Annotated in this window: 23 protein-coding genes and 1 pseudogene; 12 read left to right on the top strand and 12 right to left on the bottom strand. The window is 35.9% G+C overall.

What is annotated here, in order from left to right; translation table 11 throughout:
- Positions 1-82: 82 nt before the first annotated feature.
- From mobA to SM124_RS08250, 7 genes are all read right to left on the bottom strand, one after another.
- A complete protein-coding gene (mobA, locus tag SM124_RS08280) occupies positions 83-691 on the bottom strand; it encodes a molybdenum cofactor guanylyltransferase (RefSeq protein WP_322446044.1) in 609 nt (202 codons plus the stop codon).
- Positions 692-874: 183 nt separating this feature from the next.
- Positions 875-1,606: an ABC transporter permease gene (locus SM124_RS08275; protein ID WP_322446043.1), complete on the bottom strand. Its 732-nt coding sequence runs from the start codon at positions 1,604-1,606 to the stop codon at positions 875-877.
- Positions 1,606-2,316 carry an ABC transporter permease gene (locus SM124_RS08270; protein ID WP_322446042.1) on the bottom strand — a complete coding sequence of 237 codons (711 nt, stop codon included), beginning with the start codon at positions 2,314-2,316 and terminating at the stop codon, positions 1,606-1,608. The genes SM124_RS08275 and SM124_RS08270 overlap by 1 nt, the downstream gene beginning before the upstream one ends.
- A complete protein-coding gene (locus tag SM124_RS08265; RefSeq protein WP_322446290.1) occupies positions 2,316-3,230 on the bottom strand; it encodes an ABC transporter ATP-binding protein in 915 nt (304 codons plus the stop codon). Before SM124_RS08265 ends, SM124_RS08270 begins: the two co-directional genes overlap by 1 nt.
- A gap of 301 nt (positions 3,231-3,531) precedes the next feature.
- Positions 3,532-4,065, bottom strand: coding sequence for a DoxX family protein (locus SM124_RS08260; protein WP_322446041.1), 534 nt, complete (start codon positions 4,063-4,065; stop codon positions 3,532-3,534).
- Positions 4,066-4,334: 269 nt separating this feature from the next.
- On the bottom strand, positions 4,335-5,702 hold the full coding sequence (locus SM124_RS08255; protein WP_322446040.1) for a sensor histidine kinase: 1,368 nt from the start codon (positions 5,700-5,702) through the stop codon (positions 4,335-4,337).
- Positions 5,699-6,370 (bottom strand): response regulator transcription factor, encoded by a 672-nt coding sequence (locus SM124_RS08250; RefSeq protein ID WP_407691385.1) that lies wholly within the window; start codon positions 6,368-6,370, stop codon positions 5,699-5,701. The genes SM124_RS08255 and SM124_RS08250 overlap by 4 nt, the downstream gene beginning before the upstream one ends.
- A 172-nt stretch (positions 6,371-6,542) precedes the next feature.
- Between SM124_RS08250 and pdxK the strand changes: the two genes are divergently transcribed.
- The 3 genes from pdxK (at position 6,543) to bshB2 (ending at position 8,649) form a co-directional block, all read left to right on the top strand.
- Positions 6,543-7,361: a pyridoxine/pyridoxal/pyridoxamine kinase gene (pdxK, locus tag SM124_RS08245; protein WP_322446039.1), complete on the top strand. Its 819-nt coding sequence runs from the start codon at positions 6,543-6,545 to the stop codon at positions 7,359-7,361.
- A 180-nt stretch (positions 7,362-7,541) separates the two neighbouring features.
- A complete protein-coding gene (locus SM124_RS08240; RefSeq protein ID WP_322446038.1) occupies positions 7,542-7,889 on the top strand; it encodes a YojF family protein in 348 nt (115 codons plus the stop codon).
- 91 nt (positions 7,890-7,980) lie between these two features.
- On the top strand, positions 7,981-8,649 hold the full coding sequence (gene bshB2 / locus SM124_RS08235) for a bacillithiol biosynthesis deacetylase BshB2 (RefSeq protein WP_322446288.1): 669 nt from the start codon (positions 7,981-7,983) through the stop codon (positions 8,647-8,649).
- A gap of 55 nt (positions 8,650-8,704) precedes the next feature.
- Here the strand turns inward: bshB2 and SM124_RS08230 are convergent, their stop codons facing one another.
- Both SM124_RS08230 and SM124_RS08225 read right to left on the bottom strand, forming a co-directional pair.
- Positions 8,705-9,142 (bottom strand): SRPBCC family protein, encoded by a 438-nt coding sequence (locus SM124_RS08230; protein ID WP_322446037.1) that lies wholly within the window; start codon positions 9,140-9,142, stop codon positions 8,705-8,707.
- 14 nt (positions 9,143-9,156) lie between these two features.
- Positions 9,157-10,452, bottom strand: coding sequence for a hypothetical protein (locus SM124_RS08225; protein ID WP_322446036.1), 1,296 nt, complete (start codon positions 10,450-10,452; stop codon positions 9,157-9,159).
- 147 nt (positions 10,453-10,599) lie between these two features.
- Here SM124_RS08225 and SM124_RS08220 point away from each other — a divergent pair, with 147 nt between their 5' ends.
- The 4 genes from SM124_RS08220 (at position 10,600) to SM124_RS08205 (ending at position 13,833) form a co-directional block, all read left to right on the top strand.
- On the top strand, positions 10,600-11,238 hold the full coding sequence (locus tag SM124_RS08220; RefSeq protein ID WP_322446035.1) for a MarC family protein: 639 nt from the start codon (positions 10,600-10,602) through the stop codon (positions 11,236-11,238).
- 169 nt (positions 11,239-11,407) lie between these two features.
- Positions 11,408-12,133, top strand: coding sequence for an ABC transporter ATP-binding protein (locus SM124_RS08215; RefSeq protein ID WP_322446034.1), 726 nt, complete (start codon positions 11,408-11,410; stop codon positions 12,131-12,133).
- A complete protein-coding gene (locus tag SM124_RS08210) occupies positions 12,123-13,151 on the top strand; it encodes an ABC transporter permease (RefSeq protein ID WP_322446033.1) in 1,029 nt (342 codons plus the stop codon). The genes SM124_RS08215 and SM124_RS08210 overlap by 11 nt, the downstream gene beginning before the upstream one ends.
- Before the next feature lie 31 nt (positions 13,152-13,182).
- The gene (locus SM124_RS08205) at positions 13,183-13,833 is read left to right on the top strand and encodes a TetR/AcrR family transcriptional regulator (RefSeq protein ID WP_322446032.1); all 651 of its coding nucleotides are present in this window, start codon (positions 13,183-13,185) and stop codon (positions 13,831-13,833) included.
- Between the two features lie 48 nt (positions 13,834-13,881).
- Here the strand turns inward: SM124_RS08205 and SM124_RS08200 are convergent, their stop codons facing one another.
- Complete coding sequence (locus tag SM124_RS08200; protein WP_322446031.1) at positions 13,882-14,955, bottom strand: PQQ-dependent sugar dehydrogenase; 1,074 nt, start codon at positions 14,953-14,955, stop codon at positions 13,882-13,884.
- A gap of 305 nt (positions 14,956-15,260) precedes the next feature.
- Here SM124_RS08200 and SM124_RS08195 point away from each other — a divergent pair, with 305 nt between their 5' ends.
- The 4 genes and pseudogenes from SM124_RS08195 to SM124_RS24165 all read left to right on the top strand — a co-directional run bounded on the left by SM124_RS08195 (position 15,261) and on the right by SM124_RS24165 (position 18,126).
- Positions 15,261-15,851, top strand: coding sequence for a TetR/AcrR family transcriptional regulator (locus SM124_RS08195; protein ID WP_322446030.1), 591 nt, complete (start codon positions 15,261-15,263; stop codon positions 15,849-15,851).
- Positions 15,848-16,702: an ABC transporter ATP-binding protein gene (locus tag SM124_RS08190; RefSeq protein WP_322446029.1), complete on the top strand. Its 855-nt coding sequence runs from the start codon at positions 15,848-15,850 to the stop codon at positions 16,700-16,702. Before SM124_RS08195 ends, SM124_RS08190 begins: the two co-directional genes overlap by 4 nt.
- Complete coding sequence (locus tag SM124_RS08185) at positions 16,699-17,397, top strand: fluoroquinolone export ABC transporter permease subunit (RefSeq protein ID WP_322446028.1); 699 nt, start codon at positions 16,699-16,701, stop codon at positions 17,395-17,397. Before SM124_RS08190 ends, SM124_RS08185 begins: the two co-directional genes overlap by 4 nt.
- 4 nt (positions 17,398-17,401) lie before the next feature.
- Positions 17,402-18,126 (top strand): annotated as a pseudogene (locus tag SM124_RS24165) (Rv2686c family ABC transporter permease subunit).
- 123 nt (positions 18,127-18,249) lie between these two features.
- Here SM124_RS24165 and SM124_RS08170 read toward each other — a convergent pair.
- Both SM124_RS08170 and SM124_RS08165 read right to left on the bottom strand, forming a co-directional pair.
- Complete coding sequence (locus tag SM124_RS08170; RefSeq protein ID WP_322446025.1) at positions 18,250-18,753, bottom strand: GNAT family N-acetyltransferase; 504 nt, start codon at positions 18,751-18,753, stop codon at positions 18,250-18,252.
- Positions 18,754-18,821: 68 nt separating this feature from the next.
- Positions 18,822-19,721 carry an SDR family oxidoreductase gene (locus SM124_RS08165; protein WP_322446024.1) on the bottom strand — a complete coding sequence of 300 codons (900 nt, stop codon included), beginning with the start codon at positions 19,719-19,721 and terminating at the stop codon, positions 18,822-18,824.
- 215 nt (positions 19,722-19,936) lie between these two features.
- Between SM124_RS08165 and SM124_RS08160 the strand changes: the two genes are divergently transcribed.
- Positions 19,937-21,256, top strand: coding sequence for a short-chain fatty acid transporter (locus SM124_RS08160; RefSeq protein WP_322446023.1), 1,320 nt, complete (start codon positions 19,937-19,939; stop codon positions 21,254-21,256).
- Positions 21,257-21,362 lie beyond the last annotated feature (106 nt).

Below are 21,362 nucleotides of genomic sequence, written 5' to 3'. Positions count from 1 at the left end.
TATTAGGATATACCCTTAGTAAGTTCTTAATAAAATTTTTTACCAAAGGTCATGTATTAATTACACTAGGAAAATTCCCATGTTAATTCCCAGAGTTCGTTTCCCTATCTATATCTATTGCTTCTCGGTATTCCTCAGGACGGTTCATATTAAAAAAATCAGATTTATTTATATCATATCCTAACTTTAAAAAATCTTCTTCTTTCACGATTTTAACATGACTATTGTTCAGAAGATCTCTAATCCGAAGATGTTCCTTAAGAATACGCCTTTCCACCTCATCCTTCATATCCTTTCGATAAGAAGCAAACAGAGGGTGCAACTGTCCATCTATTTCCGGTACAACCGCTTGAGTATTTTTTAACTCATTTAGTAATAGATGTGCTAGGTTTTTTGAAACAAAAGGCATGTCACAAGCAATAATGATATTTTTTTCTGTAGATGTGTTTGTGAGACCCGCATGGATTCCAGCCAATGGCCCCTTATCTCTATAAATATCCTCCACCATCGGTAATTGGAGAAATCGATAATCCTCCATAGTGTTGGTTACAACTAACCATTCATCTACTACACTATCTAAAGTTTCAACAATTCGCTCAATGACTGTCTTCCCAGCGATTTTAAGCAAGGCTTTATTGGTACCCATCCTACTTGACTTTCCGCCTGCTAAAATAATTCCTGTAACTCGCATCCTTAAACACCTCTTGGGTTTGAATGGTATCCTTATCTAATATCCAATTTAGCAAAGTTTGAGGAAAGAACATAGTAATTGGCCCTTCTTTGAGGGATTTAATGCTCCCTTTTATTAAAACACCTTAGTAATAAGATTCTAGTTGAATAAAAGAAAAAAACACTCCCCATAAATGAAGAATGCTTAAATTTCTTTTCTTTGGAAATAAGTGAACCCTGACAAAAAGAATAGGGCAAAGCTTCCGAAAATGACAATAAATAAAGTCTCTGGGGGAACATTAAGTGCTCCAAAACTTTCATCAAATCTAGGCATCATCGCTAGAAAAGGTTGAGCCCATGGTGAATATGGTCCATACTTGGCAGAATTCACAACTAGAATATTTGGAAGCGTAAAAATGACATTGATGGCAAGTGGTGCAGCAAAACTAGACCATGCTACAGAAACAAACATTTGCAGAGCAGCAAGGGGCATACATGCAATCCATCCCCCCATTACACTTTTTAAAATCTCACCAACAGGTATAGCTTCGTTGTAACCTTTGATAAATCCAACAGACAGGACTCCCACGGTGAATAAAAGCTGAGTAAGGGCTAGTAGCATTATTACTAGTAGAAACTTTACTGAATAGATATTTCCTCTTGAGACTGGTAAGGCAAGAAGCTGTTTCCACCCTCCTCCTACGTGCTCATATCTACAAACAAAGGCTGAAAATACACCCGTTAACAGAGGGAGAAATAATAATGCATGTATATATGACATGATACTTAACGTGATTAACCATTCTTCTTCGTTACTGTCACCCACAAATGCTTCTCCTATTCCTACTAAAGTTGAAAGCAATGGGCTAACAAAAATTAATAACCAGATGCTAGATTTTTTAAGCTTAAGAAACTCAGATTGAAACACTTTTATCATTATTTGACGTCCCTTCTAATAAAATCGAGCAGCCCCATCAAGTAGATAAGGAGTCCTACTAATAAACCGAAGCCAACAGAATAAAGTGGTTCGCCCCACTGATTTTCTAAGGTTGGCCATTTATATGGGACCCAATCAGGAAAAATAACCGCGTACATACTTACGACCGTTCCTATAATACCTATTGTTAACGCTGTGGCTTGGTTTTTATATGTGATAGCTAACCATATTTGTAGGGCAATAAAGGGCATTACTGCAAAGTAGGGATAGTAAATGATTTTCAGTAGTTCTAAGTAAGGGATAGAAGAACCAAATTTTAAAACTAGCCCTAGAATAATCGTTCCTAAACCTAGGAGAGTACTAGAGACGAACAACAATATCAGCCCTAGTGTGAATTTTGCCGTAAACACGCTAAATTTGGATATAGGTAAAGCAAGGACTTGTTTCCATGAGTTTGTCTGATGTTCAATATTTGCAATCATGGATGTTATAATGGCTAATCCAATGAATATCGTAGGAACGGCTAACATAGTAACGTTATTCATAAGACCTCCCCAAAGGTCTGCTTTATATAAGTCTGTTAAATACTCATACCTAAGTGTAAAATTAACCGCTTGTAAGGAAAGAACCCCAATTGGTCCAAGGAAAATTAAAAACCAGATCATTTTTCTTCTAATTTTTAAAAAGTCAGATGCTAAAATCCCGAACATTACAGGCTTCCCTCCTCCCCAATCATTTGAAGGAAAATATCCTCTAATGATTGCTTCTGTTCTTGAACACGGTATACGGCTATATGTTCCTTGACTAATGCCTCAATGATTTCAGCAACTTTTTGATCGCTTACATTTTCTAACATTAGCCCGTTTTCTGCTTTGTCTACTTGTAAGCCTCTAGATAAAAGAGCTCTCCACGCTGTCTCTGGCTCATTAACAACGATATGGATGTTACTTTTTGATTGTTTTCTTAATGTTTCGATTGAATCTTGAAATATCATTTTTCCTTTTGAGATAATTCCCACTTGTGTAGCCATTTGATCAATTTCCGATAGTAAATGACTAGATACTAGAATGGTTATTCCATGTTCACTTGGCATACTCTTGATTAGTTCCCTAACCTCTAAGATACCTGAAGGATCTAGTCCATTTGTTGGCTCATCTAATATTAAAAGGTCTGGCTTTCCTAGAAGTGCTGTAGCAATCCCTAGCCTTTGCTTCATTCCTAAAGAGAATCCTTTTACAGGACGGTTGGCTTCTTTACTTAACCTCACAATGGATAGTACCTCATCTATCCTTGATTTCGGTACATCAATTAACCTTCTAACGGCCTCTAAGTTTTCGTAAGCTGTTAAGTGACCGTAATAGGATGGATATTCTACTAGAGAACCTACTCTTCTCAACACAGCTAATCGTTCTTTTTTCATGTCCTTTCCAAAAATATGAATGGATCCCTTGGTCGGCCTCGCTAGTCCCAGTAACATTCTTATCGTTGTCGTTTTTCCTGCCCCATTGGGTCCTAAAAAACCATAAATCTCCCCTTTTTTTATGGCTAAATTTACATTTTCAACTACATCTCTATTACCAAACTTCTTAGTTAATTGTTTTGTTTGAATGATCATTTCACTCATCATTTATCACCTCAGAAATCATCTTAACTGGGAAAGGTTAAAATGAAGGTTCGGTGAAGTTTAAATTTAGTTTAAATTCTAATTCGCCTATATATTTTGCCCGTTCCTTTCCGCTCCAGGCACTTGCTTTCCGCAGGGAAGAATTAAAGTAAAAATCCAAAAGCCGATTTTTTCAAAGTGCAAATTCTCCCTCGGGAGGAAGTCGAAATAACAATTTCACGAAAAAATTCATATAATAAAAAAACCCTCAACCCAGCTAGTTTAGAAGCTGGGTTAAGGGTTTCTTATCAACTATATTATATTAAACAGTTTCAGGAACTAATTTAACTTTATCATTTTTATTTTTATTAGAAGGCTTATTGATCATTTTACGGATGTAGGGAATTACCCAATAGTCTAAGCCGTAGCGACCTGCGTTATAACCTGCAGCTAGGATAATGAAGCCTAGGAAAATGTCAGTTGGGTTGTGTGAAACAGTTCCTGCTAAGAAGAAAGAGAAATTCATCACTAGTCCAAAGAACATTGCAGCAGTTGTTAAACAACCTAAAAGTAATCCTATTCCTACTAAAAATTCTCCCCATGGTACTAAGAAGTTGAATAAACCTACGTTAGGTAACGCTACTCCCTCTAGGAAGGATACATACCATCCATATACAACACTTCCATCTGGTCCTTTTACTGGGTTAGCAACGGCATTTCCTAAGAACCCTGACGCATCAAATCCCCCAGTAATTTTACCCCATCCTGCAGTCATCCAAGCATACCCTAAATACAAACGAATCACAGTAAGAATACCCGAAGCAATTTTATTCTCTCTTAAAAAGTGGTTAAACATGGAGCATTCCGCCTTTCAATTATGTGTTGTAAACGGATTATTTAAAAGGTTCGGTGAACACGAATGATCGTAAGGTAAGGATAATAGCAAAGGATTATGAAGTATGGTCGACATCCGTTTTCATTTGTTATTACTTTTAATTAATTCATTTACAATCTCAATATAAGCTATAAATGCCCCTTATGAAATACATTTGTGAAGTATTTCACAAATCGTTAAAAGCTTTTTGAACGATTTATGAATTTATATTGGGGTCAGACCCCCTTTAGTTAACTAAAGGGAACTGAACCTATCATGATACGTGTGCCGCGTTCTGTGCTATCTATTTTCCATGCTAGCTTCATTTCTTTTATCATGAGATCCACGATAGACAGTCCGATTCCTGCCCCTTTTCCGGTAGACTCTCCGTTCATTCCTTCCCCTCGGTCTTCAATGATTATAACTGGGTTTTCCGAAATAATTTCTACTCGAATAGCCACGAATTTTCCTGAATTAGCATGTCTATTAATATTTTGTAGTAAGTTATCCACTATTCTTTCAAACCACTGTTTATCTACTTCCCAATAGAACGGTTCTTCTGGAATATCTAATTCAATCTGAAAACCCTTATTTTCAAAAGTGGGATACCAATTAGCAATGGATGTTCTTAATAAACGAGAAATGTCTGTTTTTTCAGGGTAAAATGGGTATTTACCTGACGAGAGTAGTGTATAAGATAATAGATTTTCTATCAATTGAGATAAGTATCCAACCTTATAGTCAATCAATTCAATGGATTGCTTTCCTTTATCCGTTAAGCTTTCTTTCCTTAAACTATAAGCGTGACCTCTTATGGTGGTTAAAGGTGTTCTTAAGTCATGCGATAAATTAGCGATTAGTTGTCTTCTTAGTTCTTCTTCTTCTTTTTCCCTAATTCTACTGGATTCAAGCTCTTTGATCATTTCGTTGAAAGCTTCCTCTAACTGACCAATTTCATCCATCTTTTTAATATCAAGAGGCTCTGGTATACCGTTTGAAGTTGGTCTAGTCATGGCCTTCTGAATTCTAAGCAGTCGTTTTCTAATTTTATAAAAAAAGATCCAAGAGACGATAATAAACAAACCTACAATGAATATAATTCCTACTAAAAACAGATGTTCATATTTATCACGAATCATTTCTCCGTTACTGATCATGATTGAACGAGGCACTTGCACGACCATAAATCCCTTGTCTTTATTTTCCCCAATAAAGGCAACTACCGTAAATGGATCTGCTGTTACCCCATGACTCTTTTTCATAAATTCAATCGTGTATGAAGGAGACCAATTTTTAGGAATAGATAATGTCTCTGGGATGGTCTTTTGGGTATTCCCTGATTCATCTACCCAAAACATGTTCGCTTCTTTATATGTTTTGTGTAACTCCGATAATTGTTGATTAATCTCTTTTTTTGAAGAGTGAGCAAGCTTTTTTGCCTCTTTGTGCCACAATTTTTCAATATCTACTCCATTTTGATAAATATTCTCTTTCATTCCTCCCATATTTAATGGCATGAAAACAAAGATAGAGATAACAGGAAAAGATAAGGGCAAAATCATGATAGCAACTAAAATAATTAATAAATATTTAGTTAATAAGGAGTTCCTTAGTTTCATTGTTTGATCCTATACCCAATTCCGCGGATGGTTTCAATAATTTTAGGTGAACTAGGATCTAATTCTACTTTTTCACGTAGATGGCGAATATGGACCATCAATGTTTTATCACCTTCCATATATGGCTCACCCCAAACAGATTCGTATATTTGTTCCTTTGTTAAAATCTGATTGGCATGTTTTATTAAATGTAAAAAAATATAATGCTGTTTACCTGTTAATATTAGCTCTTCTTCTGTGCGAGTATCTATTATTTGATTTTTTTCTACATCTACTTTTAGATGCCCTACTTTTATTTCGTTTGGTCCCGCTTGTCCAAATCTTCTTAGTAAAACTTCAATTCTCGCAGATAACTCTTCCGGATGAAAAGGCTTCGTTAAATAATCATCAGCGAACTGCAATCCTTGTAACTTGTCATCAACCGCTGTCCTTGCAGACAACATTAAAATAGGCGTATTAGGCTCCTCTCTTTTCAGCCTTTGACCTACCGTAAACCCATCCAGTCCGGGTAACATCACATCTAGGATGATTAAATCTACTCCTTTTACCATCTCGAGAGCCTGATCTCCTGACTTTAACCACGTAACGGTGTAGCCTCTTTCCTCAAGGTCCTCTTTCAACCAACTACCAATCTCTAAATCATCTTCAATATATAAAATTTGTTTCATAATATTCACCTATACCTTTATAATTTAGGGTGGAGTAAATGATTTCTATGATAACTTAGACATTTTCTACATACATAATAGGCAATAAATGTTAAAAAGACTAGTAGAAACTCCAATCTCGACTAAATATTTTCATAATTACCTAGATAAAAAACTGGAAAGGATGTTACATATGAAAAAAGTAATGACTATTGCTGGCTCTGATACAAGTGGAGGAGCAGGTATCCAAGCTGACTTAAAAACGTTTCAAGAACTTGGTGTATACGGGATGACAGCTTTAACGACCATCGTAACGATGGATCCAAAAAACCATTGGCACCATAATGTGTTTCCTCAAGCCATTGAGACGCTAGAAGCACAACTAGATACGATTCTTTCTGTTGGAATAGACGCTATGAAAACGGGAATGCTTGGATCTGTAGAGATTATCGAACTAGCAGCAAAAGTAATTGAGGAAAATAATCTTACTAATGTTGTTGTAGACCCTGTAATGGTATGTAAAGGAGAAGATGAAGTCCTTCATCCGGAAACAACGGAAGCATTACGCGAAATACTAGTTCCTAAAGCAACTGTTGTTACTCCTAACTTGTTTGAAGCATGGCAGTTAGCGAAGACTGGCCCTATTAAAACTATTGATGATATGAAAGAAGCTGCAGTAAAAATTCATGAGCTAGGGGCAAAATATGTCCTTATTAAAGGCGGTAGTAAAGTTAATCATGAAATGGCTGTAGATTTATTATTTGATGGTACAGAATTTACGCTATTTGAAAGTGAGAAAGTTGCCACTACTTATACTCACGGTGCTGGATGTACATATTCCTCAGCTATCACAGCAGAATTAGCTAAAGGAAAATCTGTGTTAGAAGCGGTTCAAGTGGCAAAAGAATTTATTACAGCTGCGATTTCAAACGGATTCCCATTGAACGAGTATGTAGGACCAACAAACCATGGAGCATATCGTAACTTAAAAATGGAAAAAGTAACTCAATAAGGATGATGAAAACAGAGCTCAGACTGGGCTCTGTTTTTTGTTAGTTAATTCTTCAAATCTAAGCTAACTATTTCGCTTTTTCAATCTTTTTTTAGTAAGATGAGAGTAGTCAAATAATGTCTCGAATTCAAACAAACACATTGTTTCTCATAAAAATTATAGGCATAAGGAGGCTTTTACATGGAAGTAGTGAATGTAGATGCAGTTCAAAAGGAGCTAAATCGATTATCTAAGCATGATGTGTACATCCATCTTGAAACAACAAACGGAGCATATGCCTCTCATTTTAATGAATCTTTCTTTTCATCAGGTGCCTTTATTCGAAATGCTAAAGTGCAGTTTGAGCATGGAAAAATTACTGGTGATCATCCATATAGAATCGGGTTAAAGCTTGAGATTGGATGGATTTATGCTGAAGGAATTACCCACTATGAGGTTGATTCACAAGGCAGATTGTTAATGGCTGGCCATGATCATCAAGGGAAATTGGCCGTAGCCTTACAAATTAGCGAATCCCCTTTTGAATAACCATATCTGGTAAAACTAATAAAGAGTATAAAAAGTCATTCAGTTAAAGGCAAGTATGCCGTTAGGAACTAGAACGAAAGGAGTTTTAATGATGGAAAAAGAGCGTCAACTATTAGTTATATTTCCACATCCAGATGATGAAGCTTTTGGTGTTTCTGGAACGATTGCTACCCATGTTAAAAACGGAACCCCTGTTACATATGCTTGTCTAACATTAGGGGAAATGGGAAGAAACATGGGAAATCCTCCTTTTGCTACTCGTGAATCTCTTCCGAAAATTCGTAAGCAAGAGCTACAAAATGCAGCTTCTATTTTAGGAATAAATGATTTAAGAATGCTGGGATACCGCGATAAAACGGTAGAGTTTGAGGATGAAGTCAAACTAGCTAATCATATGGCTGAGATCATTGCTGATGTTAATCCTTCTTTAGTGATTACTTTTTATCCTGGTTATTCTGTTCACCCTGACCACGACGCTACAGGTCGAGCAGTGGTAAGAGCCATAGAGCAAATTCCTGAAAATAAGAGACCAAAGTTACACTGTGTTGCTTTTTCGAAGAACTGTGTAGATGAGCTAGGAGAACCAGATGTTCAGCACAATGTAAGTGCGGTGACAGAAATCAAACTAGAAACAATCAAAGCACATAAATCACAAACTCAGCTGATGGCGGCTGAAATGGCTGAGAAACTAAAGAATAATGACCCACAAGCTCTAGCATGGATTCAAAATGAACGTTTTTGGACTTATAAATTTAAATGACAGCCAAATGTGGACATATAAAACAGAAAAGAGTTCGCAGGTGTGCGAACTCTTTTTACTCTTCTTCCAGAACATCTTTAAGATAACCCAACTGATGGCCATCTTCTTTTTTGATAATATTTACTAATGCTTTCTTAGTTAAAAAACTAAAAAGTCCTTTAGGATTAACCGCTACCTGTAACTCAGCCTGAGTTCCCTCTTCAATTTCTTCAAAAATATAGTGATAGGTTGTCACTAATCCATTAGCAGCGTTTACAACCGTATAGGAATGATTTGGATTATACTCAGTCAGCTCTAATTCTGCCTTCGTTTCTTTCCCACGAATCAATCTCGTTTCAATGAACTTACTCCCTTTTTGGATAGGCTCATTTGTTGATTTCACCGTCTTCTTTACAAAAGGCATAAACTTTGGAGCATTTTCTAAATTAACGGCGTAATTAAATACATCTTCTACTGGTTTACGGATAATCGCATAAACTCTGAAATCTGCCATTATTTCACCTCTATTTATTCGTATATTTCACCTGTTTGACAATGGACAAGTACAGGGCAATCGATTAAAAACATTTTCTTTAATGGTTGCTCCTTTTTAATAAATACATAATAAGGGCTTAAAGTGATATGCTTCTCCAGTTTTTTTAGTGCGTCTTCTTCTGACAGATGAATTAGGACATTTATTTTACTTTCTGTTCCTAACGGCTTTTCCATTATTTGAACAATCTCAAGTTCTTTTGGGTTGATAAAAATAAATTTCTTCTTCGTCTCTTTAAGATCTGAATTGATTGGAAGAATCATAGCAAGGATCATTCCTTGTTCTCTGACTAAAGTTTGTAAAATATACTCTCCCGATTCAGTCCCTTTATCTTTTAAGTAGCTTTTAATTAGCAGAATAATATTTTGTTCAAGCTCAGTATCTATTGGTTCTAAATCTGGATGAATAGGCTGACTTGGGTGGTTAGAATGAAAGCTCACTCTTTCATTAAATTGACTAAAGAGCTTGTCCAAAGGTTGAATATTGATTTTTGCTTTAAGTAACTCATCTTTTTCATGCCACTCTAGAGTCATTTCTACGTTTACTTGATACCCGTCTTTTTGTAACACATCATAAGAATGACTCCATTCCCCTTTTGCATCTATAAAAGTTTCCTCGATACCGTAGTAAAGCTCATAAGTTAATCGACCTTTTGAATCCATTTTAGGCATTGCTATTCTTCCAAGTCGTTCTCTGCTTATCTTACCTATGTCTCCAAGAAAAGTCTCTATTCCTCCGTCAAAATTCAAGAAATATAGAGATGGAAGTAATCCGTATATAGAATAAAAAGTAATGTTTCCTCGTTCATTAACTTTAATAACTATATTGCCTGATGGATAAACGAGTATATGATTCAATACCGAGCGGTAACTAAATTCAGTCTCGTTTTCCGATTCCTTTTTAAATTCTAGTTTTAAATCCTCTATTTTCACGCCTAGCCAGCAATCCAACCAGTCGTTCACTATTATTTGAGGGTCCTTTTCATTCTTAGGAATCTCTCTCTTATCTAATCCACCGACAATTATGAACGTTTTTAACAAGTTTAAGTTGATTTCCCATTCAATAATAACGGTACCATCAGGATTGAAGTCTCCCCCTTTTTCGTATGTTTGATTTGGCGGATAGAATTCTATATTTAAAACATATGATGTCTCTTTTAAAGGTGAGATTATTTGACGAATACTCCAGTCAGTAATATGGAACGTATCTAAATAGAAATTCCTTTTTATTTCTCTTATCTTTTCTTCAGGATTAAAAGTATGGATATTCACCCTTTACCGTCTCCTTTATCAACAACTATTCCTATTATACTTGATTATTTAGTAGAGTAGTTGTTTTTCCATTCATAAAAATAAATCCCTATTCCACTACCATTTCTTGCTATACTATATACGATTCTCTTAAAAATGGAGGTTTCTATGAACGAGTATTTTGCCTTTGCAATCCTAGCTTTAACATCATTCTTTACATTAATCAATCCATTAGGTGTTATGCCTATTTACTTAACGATGACAGCAGAACTAGATCAGGAGATGAAGAAAAAGACAGCTCTAAAAGCAACCATTGTCTCTTTTATCATCCTTATTTTATTTGCTATTACGGGACAATTAATATTTAAATTTTTTGGAATAACGATTAATAGTTTAAAAGTTGTTGGAGGAGTGATCTTCTTTTTAATGGGACAAGATATGCTACAAGCTCGTCTAGTAAAAACAAAAATCTCAGAAAAAGAAGTCAAAAGTTATACAAATGATATTTCCATTACTCCACTAGCTATCCCAATGATTTGTGGGCCTGGTGCAATTACAAATGCCATTTTAATGATGGACACAGCGGTGGGGAATTATGCCTTAAAGGGTATACTCATTGCGGTTATATTCATTGTTTGTTTAGCTACATATCTCATTCTTTTAAACTCTACTAAAATTTACGACTTACTCGGTGAGACCGGAAATAATATTTTAATGCGTTTAATGGGGCTCATTGTTATGGTTATCGCTGTTGAATTTATCGTTAGCGGATTAACGCCGATTGTACGTACAATGTTAAAAATATAGGGAAAATAGCAAGGAGTTGTCCTTGCTATTTTTTTCTTTCCTAGAACAGTAACTTATTAGTTTAAATTCCAAACTTGCAAAAGTGAGTGATTACTCACTTTACATTTTTCAGAAATCAGCATATGATAATAATGAGTGATTACTCACTCTTTAAAAGGAGGCGAATAAAATGGCACTTGTATCAATTAAAGATGTTTCTAAAGCATTTGGTACACAACAAGTCTTAGTGAATATTAATCTAGATATTTTCAAGGGTGAAATATTCGGTCTTTTAGGACCATCCGGGGCTGGAAAAACAACACTGGTTAAACAGTTAGTCGGACTTGATTTACCAACCTCTGGTGAAAATTATTTGTTTCAACAGAAAGTTCCCTCACTCAAGCTGATCGAAAGAGTGGGCTATATGGCACAATCAGATGCTTTATATGGAGAATTATCTGCGAAAGAAAATCTAGAATTTTTCGCATCACTTTATGGTCTAACTGGGAGAAAGCGAAAGGAAAGAATGGATACAGTCATGAGGGTAGTTGAATTGACTGAACACATGAACAAATTAATATCCAACTATTCAGGTGGAATGAAGAGAAGACTGTCCTTGGCTATTGCTCTATTGCATGAGCCAGAACTGCTAATACTAGATGAACCGACTGTCGGTATTGACCCTGTTTTAAGAAAGAGTATTTGGGATGCTTTCTATGAATTAAAGAAAGAGGGAACTACGATCATCGTAACTACCCATGTTATGGATGAAGCTGAAAAATGTGACCGATTAGGAATGATTCGTGACGGAAAACTCATTGCTGTAGGCACACCCGAAGAGTTAAAAGCCCAATCAAATTCCTCTAACATTGAAGAAGCTTTTCTAGTATATGGAGGTGTTAAACGTGAGAATTAAAGCTTTAGTCATAAGAATCTTAAGACAAATATTTCGTGATAAGCGCACGATGGCTCTACTAATAGTGGCTCCTATTCTTGTATTAACTATGCTCCATTTAGTTTTTAACGGAGATGATTACGTTCCAAAGGTTGGGCTTGTCCAAGTTCCTGAATTGATTGAAAGTCAGTTAGACTTAAGTCACGCGGAAGTAACCACTTATGAGCAATTAAAAGACGCTGAAGAAGATCTTTCCGCAAAAGAATTAGACGGATATCTTTTATTTAAAGATCAAAAAGTGTCCATTTTTTTAGAGGGTAGTGACCCAAGTGTGAACGGAGCAACGATGAAGTGGTTTGAAGGAGCTTTAAAACCATTACAACCCAACGAGCAAGCTACTATACCAGACGTTAACTTCTTACATGGTTCCAGTGATATGAGACAGTTTGATTATTTCGGACCTGTGCTTCTTGGATTTTTCGTATTCTTTTTTGTATTCCTTATTGCAGGAGTGTCGTTTTTACGAGAAAGAACGACAGGGACGCTTGAAAGATTATTATCGAGTCCCCTTAGAAAGTCTGAGATTGTGTTAGGTTATGTGATTGGATTTGGGATATTTACTACCATTCAAGCAACCATCATTGCAGCTTATGCCATTTATGTTTTAGGAATGATTATGGAAGGTAGTTTTATTTATGTTCTATTAATTACCTTGCTTTTATCTTTAACTGCCTTAACATTAGGTATCTTACTTTCTGCTTTTGCTAATAATGAACTTCAAATGATTCAGTTCATCCCTATCGTAATCGTACCGCAAATCTTTTTTTCAGGATTGTTTAATTTAGAGACCATATCAGAATGGCTAAACTGGATTGGTGTGTTAACACCGCTCTATTACGCGGCAGAAGCCCTTCGTGATGTTATGGTTAGAGGATACGGTTTAGAAGATATTTATATAAATTTACTTGTTCTTTTCGGTTTTTCCTGCTTTTTTATGATTTTAAATATCTTAGCTTTAAGAAAGTATCGTAAAATATAATTAATTACTGTAACAAACAAAGGGGTTAAACATGTCAGACCAAGAAAAATTAATTGAACAACTCTTCGATTCCGAAGATGACTTAACAGAAAAACAAAAAAAAATCATTATTGCTGCGATTGAGTCTTTTGCTGAAAAAGGATATGCATCTACATCTACAAGTGAGATTGCTAAAAAGGCAGGAGTCGCTGAGGGAACCATTTTTAGACACTATAAAACCAAAAAAGACCTTTTGTTATTTATCGTTGCACCCATGATGGCGAAGCTACTTGCACCTTTTGTTATCAAAGATTTAAACAAAGTTTTAAATCAGAAATATGACCGATTTGAAGATTTCTTGAGAGCAATGATTGAAAATCGTTTAAAGTTTTTAAATAATAATATGGATCTTTTTAAAATCTTAATTCAAGAGATTCCTTTCCAGCCGGAACTGAAAGAGCAGTTTAAAGAACATATTGTTTTAAAAGTCTATGATCGCTTTAAACAGATTGTTGAGCACTATCAAGAAAAGGGCCAAATTATCGATCTCCCGCCTACTCGAGTCATACGCATGGCTGCCTCTAGTATTTTTGGATATCTCATTGCCAGAAACTTAATCTTTCCTGAAGTGGACTGGGATGATGAAACAGAAATCGAGGAAACGATTCGCTTTATTATGCATGGACTTTCTCCAAAAAGGTAAGGCTTGGTGAGAAACCAAGCCTTATTTTTTGGAGATTTTAGAGAAGAACTACAAGTCCTCTAGCTGAATTTTATAAAGTTTATCATCATTAGGCTGTGGAGTTCCTCGCCCATCTGTATTGTTGCTAACAAAGTATATGGTATTTCCTTCAATATAAATATCTCGAATCCGTCCTAGTCCTGAGATGACTTCTCTTGATTTTCCCGTCTTTAAGTCAAATTCTCTAACGGCATTTCCTCTTAAGGTAGCGACATATAACTTGTTATTGTAAGCCTTCAGCCCTGATGGAGCCCAAGTAAAGTCATTGCCTGATTGAAACAAGGGGGTTTCCATTCCTTGCTTCGCTTCGTCTCCTTGGATGACTGGCCATCCATAGTTTTTACCTGCTTGTATCTGATTGATTTCATCGTGTGCAGATGGACCATGTTCACTCGCATAAAGAATCCCTTCACTTGTCCAAGCTAAACCTTGAGGATTACGGTGACCAACACTATAGACATAAGAATCTCCAAAGGGATTATCACTTGGAATAAAGCCATCTAGGTTCATTCTTAGTATTTTACCACCTAAAGACTGTTTATCTTGAGCAAGATCAGGTTCTGTAGCATCCCCCGTTGTTGCATATAACTTTTGATCAGGACCAATCGCTAATCGGCCACCATGGTGATATTGACCGCTAGGAATCCGATCGATTAGGAGTTTTCCTTCCTTCCAAGCTGTTCCATCAAAGGTTAAAATAACGATTCTATTATACTGCTTCCCATTGTTCTCATATGTATAATAGGCATACGCTTGCTGTGTGCTTGAGAAATCAGGAGAAAGAACAAAACCTAATAATCCTGCCTCTGCAGCAGTAGAAAGAGGCTTTTCAAGTACTACCTTTTGGCGTTTTAATTGATTATCTTTTACTTCAACAATACTTCCCGTTCGCTCGCTTACATAAAAATTGTCATCTATTTTATTGATTGCCCAAGGAATCTTTAGATTCTCCGCCACTACCTCTACATTCTGCCTAGGGGAACTCACTTCTTTATCCTCTTGATTGACGCTACCCGGTTTTTGATTATGTGAACAACCCATTAAAAATAGAACAAATAGCAATAAGGTAAAAAGTTTCCTCATTTTTCTCCTCCTACTCTTGAATGGCTAATAGAATGGCTTCTCCCACTCCACTTTCTTCATTTGTTAAAGTGACATAATCACCTTCATCACTTTATTTGAATCTTTCCTATTATATCTATTGTAGGAGTTCCCAAAACAATAATCTAATTTTTACTCTTTATGGCCTCAATGGTTGATATTCTCCTATAAGCTATTGTCGAAAATTCTTTACCAAATATACCTTTTCCATATTATGGTGTGTATGTTACTATCTTTATATGAATGAAAAAATAAAATATTCATATATTCATAATGAGGGTGATTAGATGCGTGGTTTCACAGAAATAGAAAGAGAACAAATCCAATCTCAATTATTTGATAAGGGGAAGGAATTATTCTCTGCCCATGGTTTAAAAAAGACTAGTATTAAAGAGTTAACGGATTCAGTTGGAATTGCACAAGGATCCTTTTATTTGTTTTTTCAATCTAAGGAAGAATTGTATTTTCGAATCTTAGAACGTGAAGAAGAGGCAATTAAAAAAAGCTTACTAAGTGAACTGGTACTGCCGATGAATGCTAAACATTTTAAAGATTTTCTATTGAAGGGAATAAACTTAATTTCAGTAAACCCTTTAATCCGTCGCTTGTATTTTGAAGGAGAGTTAGAACTTTTAATACGAAAGCTTCCAGAGAAAATCGTTGAGGCACATATAAAAAATGATGAAGATTTATTAAAGCCTTTGCTTCGTTCATTTGGAATTGGAGAGGGCAAAGAGGAACAAATAAGCGGGGCAATTAGAGGCTTCTTTATTATGGTCCTTCATAAAAAAGAAATAGGCGAAGCCACCTATGATTCTGCCATAGAATTTTTAGCAGAAGCCATCTCCAACCAAATTTTCAAGGATGATAAATCATGATAGAGGTAAGAAATTTACAGTATTCATATCCCGGGAAAAAGACTCAAACCATTAAGAATATTAATTTTTCTATTCAGAAGGGGGAAATCTTTGGCTTTCTAGGACCATCTGGAGCTGGTAAGAGTACAACCCAGAAAATATTAATTGGTCTTCTTAAAGGTTACGAAGGTTCCGTTAAAGTAATGGGATCTGAATTGAAAACCCTTAAACAAGATTATTATGAAAAAATAGGTGTGGCCTTTGAATTCCCAAACTTTTATAGCAAATTCTCAGCCCTGGAGAATTTACAGCACTTTGGTCGACTGTATTCAGTTGAAACGATTGAACCTTTAGAACTTCTTCGTTCGGTTGGTTTAGAAAAAGATCATGCCACAAAAGTATCTGCTTTTTCAAAGGGGATGAAGATGCGCTTGAATTTCTGTCGTGCGCTCATAAATAAACCTGATTTAATTTTCTTAGATGAACCAACCTCAGGACTGGATCCTGTTAACTCCAAAGTGATGAGAGAGAAAATTCTGGCGCTTAAAAATGAAGGAAAAACGGTTGTGATAACCACACATAATATGATGCTAGCTGAGGAAATTTGTGATCGTGTTGCTTTTATTGTTGATGGAAAAATTAGTTTGATAGATTCACCGAAGGAATTGAAGCTACAAAAGGGGAAGAAAACCGTTCAAGTTGAGTTTGAAGCAGAAGGCCAGACAGAAGTAAAAGAATTTTTATTAAGGGAGTTAAAAAGTAGCGAGCTGTTTCAGTCATTACTTCAGACCGATCAAATCAAAACCATTCATACACAGGAAGCTTCATTAGAGGATATTTTTATTGAAGTGACCGGAAGGAGTTTGTTATGAGACTAGTGTCTTCCATTAAAGCTGATATTACGTTTCAGTTTCGACACTATCTATATTACGCCTACCTAATTGTAAGCATGTTATATATTTTACTGCTATATTGGATTCCTTTAGGCGTAAAGGAACAAACGGCCATGTTTTTACTATTTTCCGATTGTTCTTTTCTCGGCTCGTTTTTCATTGGAGGCATTATTTTACTAGAAAAAGATCAAGGCATTTATGACCATTTATTTGTTACTCCCATACGTGTTTCAGAGTTTATTTGGTCTAAAGTCGTCTCTTTAGGGGTATTATCCATAATTTCGAGTTTGATTATATTTGGGTTATCATTTGGACTTTCCTGGAGACTGCCACTACTGATACTAGGAGTAGGATTGAATTCAATATTTGCAAGCTTACTAGGCTTCATATTTGCTGTACAAGTAAAGTCTATTAATCAATATTTGATGATTTCGCCTTTGTTTGTTACTGTTTTTTTCCTACCTGTACTAGAAGTTTTGAAAGTTTGGGAATCACCTATTCTTTATTTCATTCCTGGTAAAGCTGGATTATTGCTTATGGAAGGGGTCTTTACATCTTTATCATTTCCTGAGTGGATATACTCAATAACGATGCTGCTATTAGCCATCTTCATCACCTATAAGCTATCATACAATAGCTTCTACAAACATATCATTTTGCGGATAGGGGGATAGAAAAATGAAGAAAATTCTTGCTCTGACCCTTTTCGATCTAAAATATGTGTTTCGCGACTTCATGCTAATCGTATCTATTGTAGCACCGATTTTCTTAGCTATTTTATTTGGCTACGGAATACCTTTAGTCTCTGTTCTCATTGAAGAACGGTTTGGGTTTGATTTGATGGCATATACAGACTTATTAACGATCGTTTTATACTTACCGTACCTGTTATGCAAGGATTATTCGCAGCTTTCATTATTTTAGACGAGCAGGACGAGGACATCCTTACCTATGTGTCTATCACTCCGTTATCTAAAGACGGCTATCTGATGTATCGGTTGGGTGCACCTGTTGTCATTAACTCTTTGCTAACCATTGTCGCCTTAAGCATTGCAGGATATCATGATGTTATTACATGGTCCTTTCTGCCAATCATACTGTTGTTAGCATTAAAAGCACCACTAGTTGCATTATTTGTTGCTGGTATGGCTAAAAATAAGGTTGAAGGGCTCGCTGTATCAAAAGTTGCTAGTATTCTATTATTAGTTCCTTTCGCCTTTTATTTTGTTGATGGTGGATGGAAGTACTTTGCGGGAATCCTTCCACCATTTTGGACAGTTGCTGCATTCTTTTACTCATTACAATCTGCCTATCTACAGTACTGGTTGCATATGGCTGTGGCCGTTTTAACTCATATCATTTTAATCTATCTTCTTTATAGCCGATTTAAGAGAATCGTTTAAATTAGAATGAGGTTATAAGAATATGTTTGATAATGCACAATAAGGGAGCCCAGGTGCACGATAATGAGAGTTATCGCACCTAGGCTCCCTTGTTTCAATAAAAAATGCACGTTTACATTTCACTTACTTAGAGGTGGCTAAACTAACTTGAAAAAACTGACCTACACACTCTTCTCCATCTTTTACTTCTAGCTTTTCTTCATATGAGAATCCGTAGCGTTTAAAAATCTTTTTCCAATATTGAACCGCTCTTTCATTACTTTTTAGCTGCTCAACAAAATAATTTCCTTGATGAGTTTCAAATAGCAAGTCTAACGCTTGTTCACCTATTCCTTGCCCACGATATTGATTAAGTAAGAAGAAATCATTAATACAGTAATCTACCTTTGTCATTAAAGGGGCGCTCAGCAGTAGGAAGAACCCTGCTAAGTGACCATCGACTTTTATCAAATAGGGATGAATCCCTTCTTTTTCCCAAATTAGATGAAAGGCATCGAACTCGAACAGGCCATTCTCATTTGGCTGTAAACCTTCCGAATATAAAGAAAGATCATGTAAATATAAAGAATATAAGTTTTTTAGTGTTTCCTTTTCTGATTCCTTTGCAACTATCAATTCCGTTGTCATGAGATTATTACCACCCTAATTATAATAAGTCCATTTTATGGTAAATTACTTATTAATGGCAACAAAATCTATGAACCTACTATTTGACCACCGTTTACATGAAGGACTTGACCACTAACATATCTTGATTCATCAGAAGCAAGATACACATAAGTAGGTGCGAGTTCAAAAGGTTGGCCAGCTCTCTTCATTGGTGTATCAACCCCAAATTTCATTACGTCCTTTTCCTTAAAACTTGAAGGAATGAGTGGGGTCCAAATGGGTCCAGGTGCCACGGCGTTTACACGTATTCCCTTATTCACAAGTGAAAGGGAAAGTGATCTTGTAAAAGTAACAACAGCTCCTTTAGTAGCCGAGTAATCTATAAGTTTCTTATGTCCTTGATAGGCTGTAATGGAAGTAGTATTGATAATGGAACTTCCAGACTTTAAGTATGGAAGAACGGCTTTTGTTAAGTAAAAATAAGCAAATACATTGGTTTGAAATGTTCGCTCTAACTGATCTTTTGTTATTTCTAAAATATTTTCAGAGACATATTGTACAGCATGATTATTGAGTACAATATCAATTTTTCCAAATCTCCTTAATGTTTGTTGGACCACATATTCAGAAGACTGTTCTTCCTTCATATCAATAGGGATTAAAAGTGATTCCCCACCTAACTCCCTTATTCGTTGCTCAGTCTCCTTGGCGTCTCGATGTTCGTTTAAGTATACAATAACTACCTTAGCTCCTTCTTTAACGAAGGCATATGCAACAGCGCGGCCAATTCCACTATCACCGCCTGTTATAATAGCCACTTTACCCCTTAATTTTCCTGACCCAAGGTAGTTTGGATCTTCTGAAATCGGTCTTGGAACCATAACATATTCATAGCCTGGATGGATGTTCTGATGTTGGGGTGGAAAAGCAATTGGAACGTTCTTACTCTCTTTCTTGTATCCGTAATAAGGATAAACAGGATACATATTTGCTCCTCCTCTCTAGGCCATTCAGCCATGTCTAGGACCATTCATTTTATTCATTTATTTTGTTTGTTATGCAAGTCCTTTAGAGTTAACAACATGTACAAGTTGTAATTTTTTTCAGAATAAAAGGAATATACTGTTTACTGTAGAATAATATATAGGTCCATTAATTGGAAACCAAGCAAAGGGATTACTGAAGAGGGAGGAGAATTATTATGAAATTATTAGTTTCATTTTTTAACAGAATCATGCAACGATATTTGCCAGACCCGTTCTTATTTGTTGTTATTTTAACCTTCGTTGTATTTGTTCTTGGATTGATTTTTACTGGAAGCAATCCTTATCAAATGGTTCAATTCTGGGGTAATGGGTTTTGGAGCTTACTAACATTCTCGATGCAAATGGTACTTGTATTAGTAACCGGCCACGTGTTAGCTAGCAGTGCTCCTTTTAAAAAGGGGTTAGGGGCACTTGCTAGTATAGCTAAATCACCTGGCCAAGCGATTATCATTGTAACAGTAGTATCGATGGTTGCTAGCTGGATTAACTGGGGATTCGGATTAGTAATTGGAGCATTATTTGCAAAAGAGTTAGCGAAAAAAGTGCAAAATGTTGATTATCGCCTGTTAATTGCAAGCGCTTACTCAGGGTTCCTTATCTGGCATGGTGGATTCTCTGGATCGATTCCTTTAACCATCGCAACAGAAGGCCATTTCTCACAAGAATTAATTGGAATTATTTCTACTGATCAAACGATATTTGCTACATTTAATGTCGTTATTGTTTTAGCATTATTAGTTATTATTCCAATAGTAAATAGGCTCATGATGCCATCAAAAAACGAAACCGTTATTGTTGACCCAATGTTACTAAAAGATGATGTTCAAACTGCAACGATTGAAGCTGGAGCATTAACTCCTGCTGACCGTCTAGAAAATAGTCGTATCGTGTCTTTAATTACAGGGTTATTTGGTTTAGTATTTTTATTTTATTACTTCTCAACAAATGGATTTAAGCTTAATTTAGATATTGTTAATTTCTTATTTTTATTCTTAGGAATCATGTTCCATGGTACTCCAAAGCGTTTCCTTGAAGCTGTATTAAATGCAGTAAAAGGAGCAAGCGGAATTATTGTACAGTTCCCTTTCTACGCCGGTATTATGGGCATGATGACTGCTTCAGGCTTAGCTAAGGTCATGTCAGAAGCATTCGTCTCTATCTCAAATGAAGCTACATTCCCGTTCTTTGCTTTTATAAGTGCAGGAATAGTGAACTTCTTTGTTCCATCAGGTGGGGGCCAGTGGGCTGTTCAAGCTCCTGTTATGCTTGAAGCCGCAAAGGAATTAGGTGTTTCCTATGCTAGAACAGCTATGGCAGTAGCTTGGGGAGATGCTTGGACCAATCTTATTCAACCATTCTGGGCACTTCCAGCACTAGCTATTGCTGGACTGAAAGCAAAAGATATTATGGGCTTTTGCGTATTAGCATTAGTTATTAGTGGAGTGGTAATCTCTGTTGGACTAACTTTCTTTTAAAAAATATCAATTTACCTGAGACCGTGTGTGATGCGGTCTCTTTTTTTTGGCTTGTTAAGATAAATTACTTGATTCTAACGTAACGTGAGGTTGTATGATGAGGGGG

It is taken from the genome of Robertmurraya mangrovi (assembly GCF_034427655.1).
GTDB lineage: Bacteria > Bacillota > Bacilli > Bacillales > Cytobacillaceae > Robertmurraya_A > Robertmurraya_A mangrovi.
Note: the sequence above shows the minus strand (reverse complement) of the source record. Positions and strands in the feature narration are given on the sequence as shown.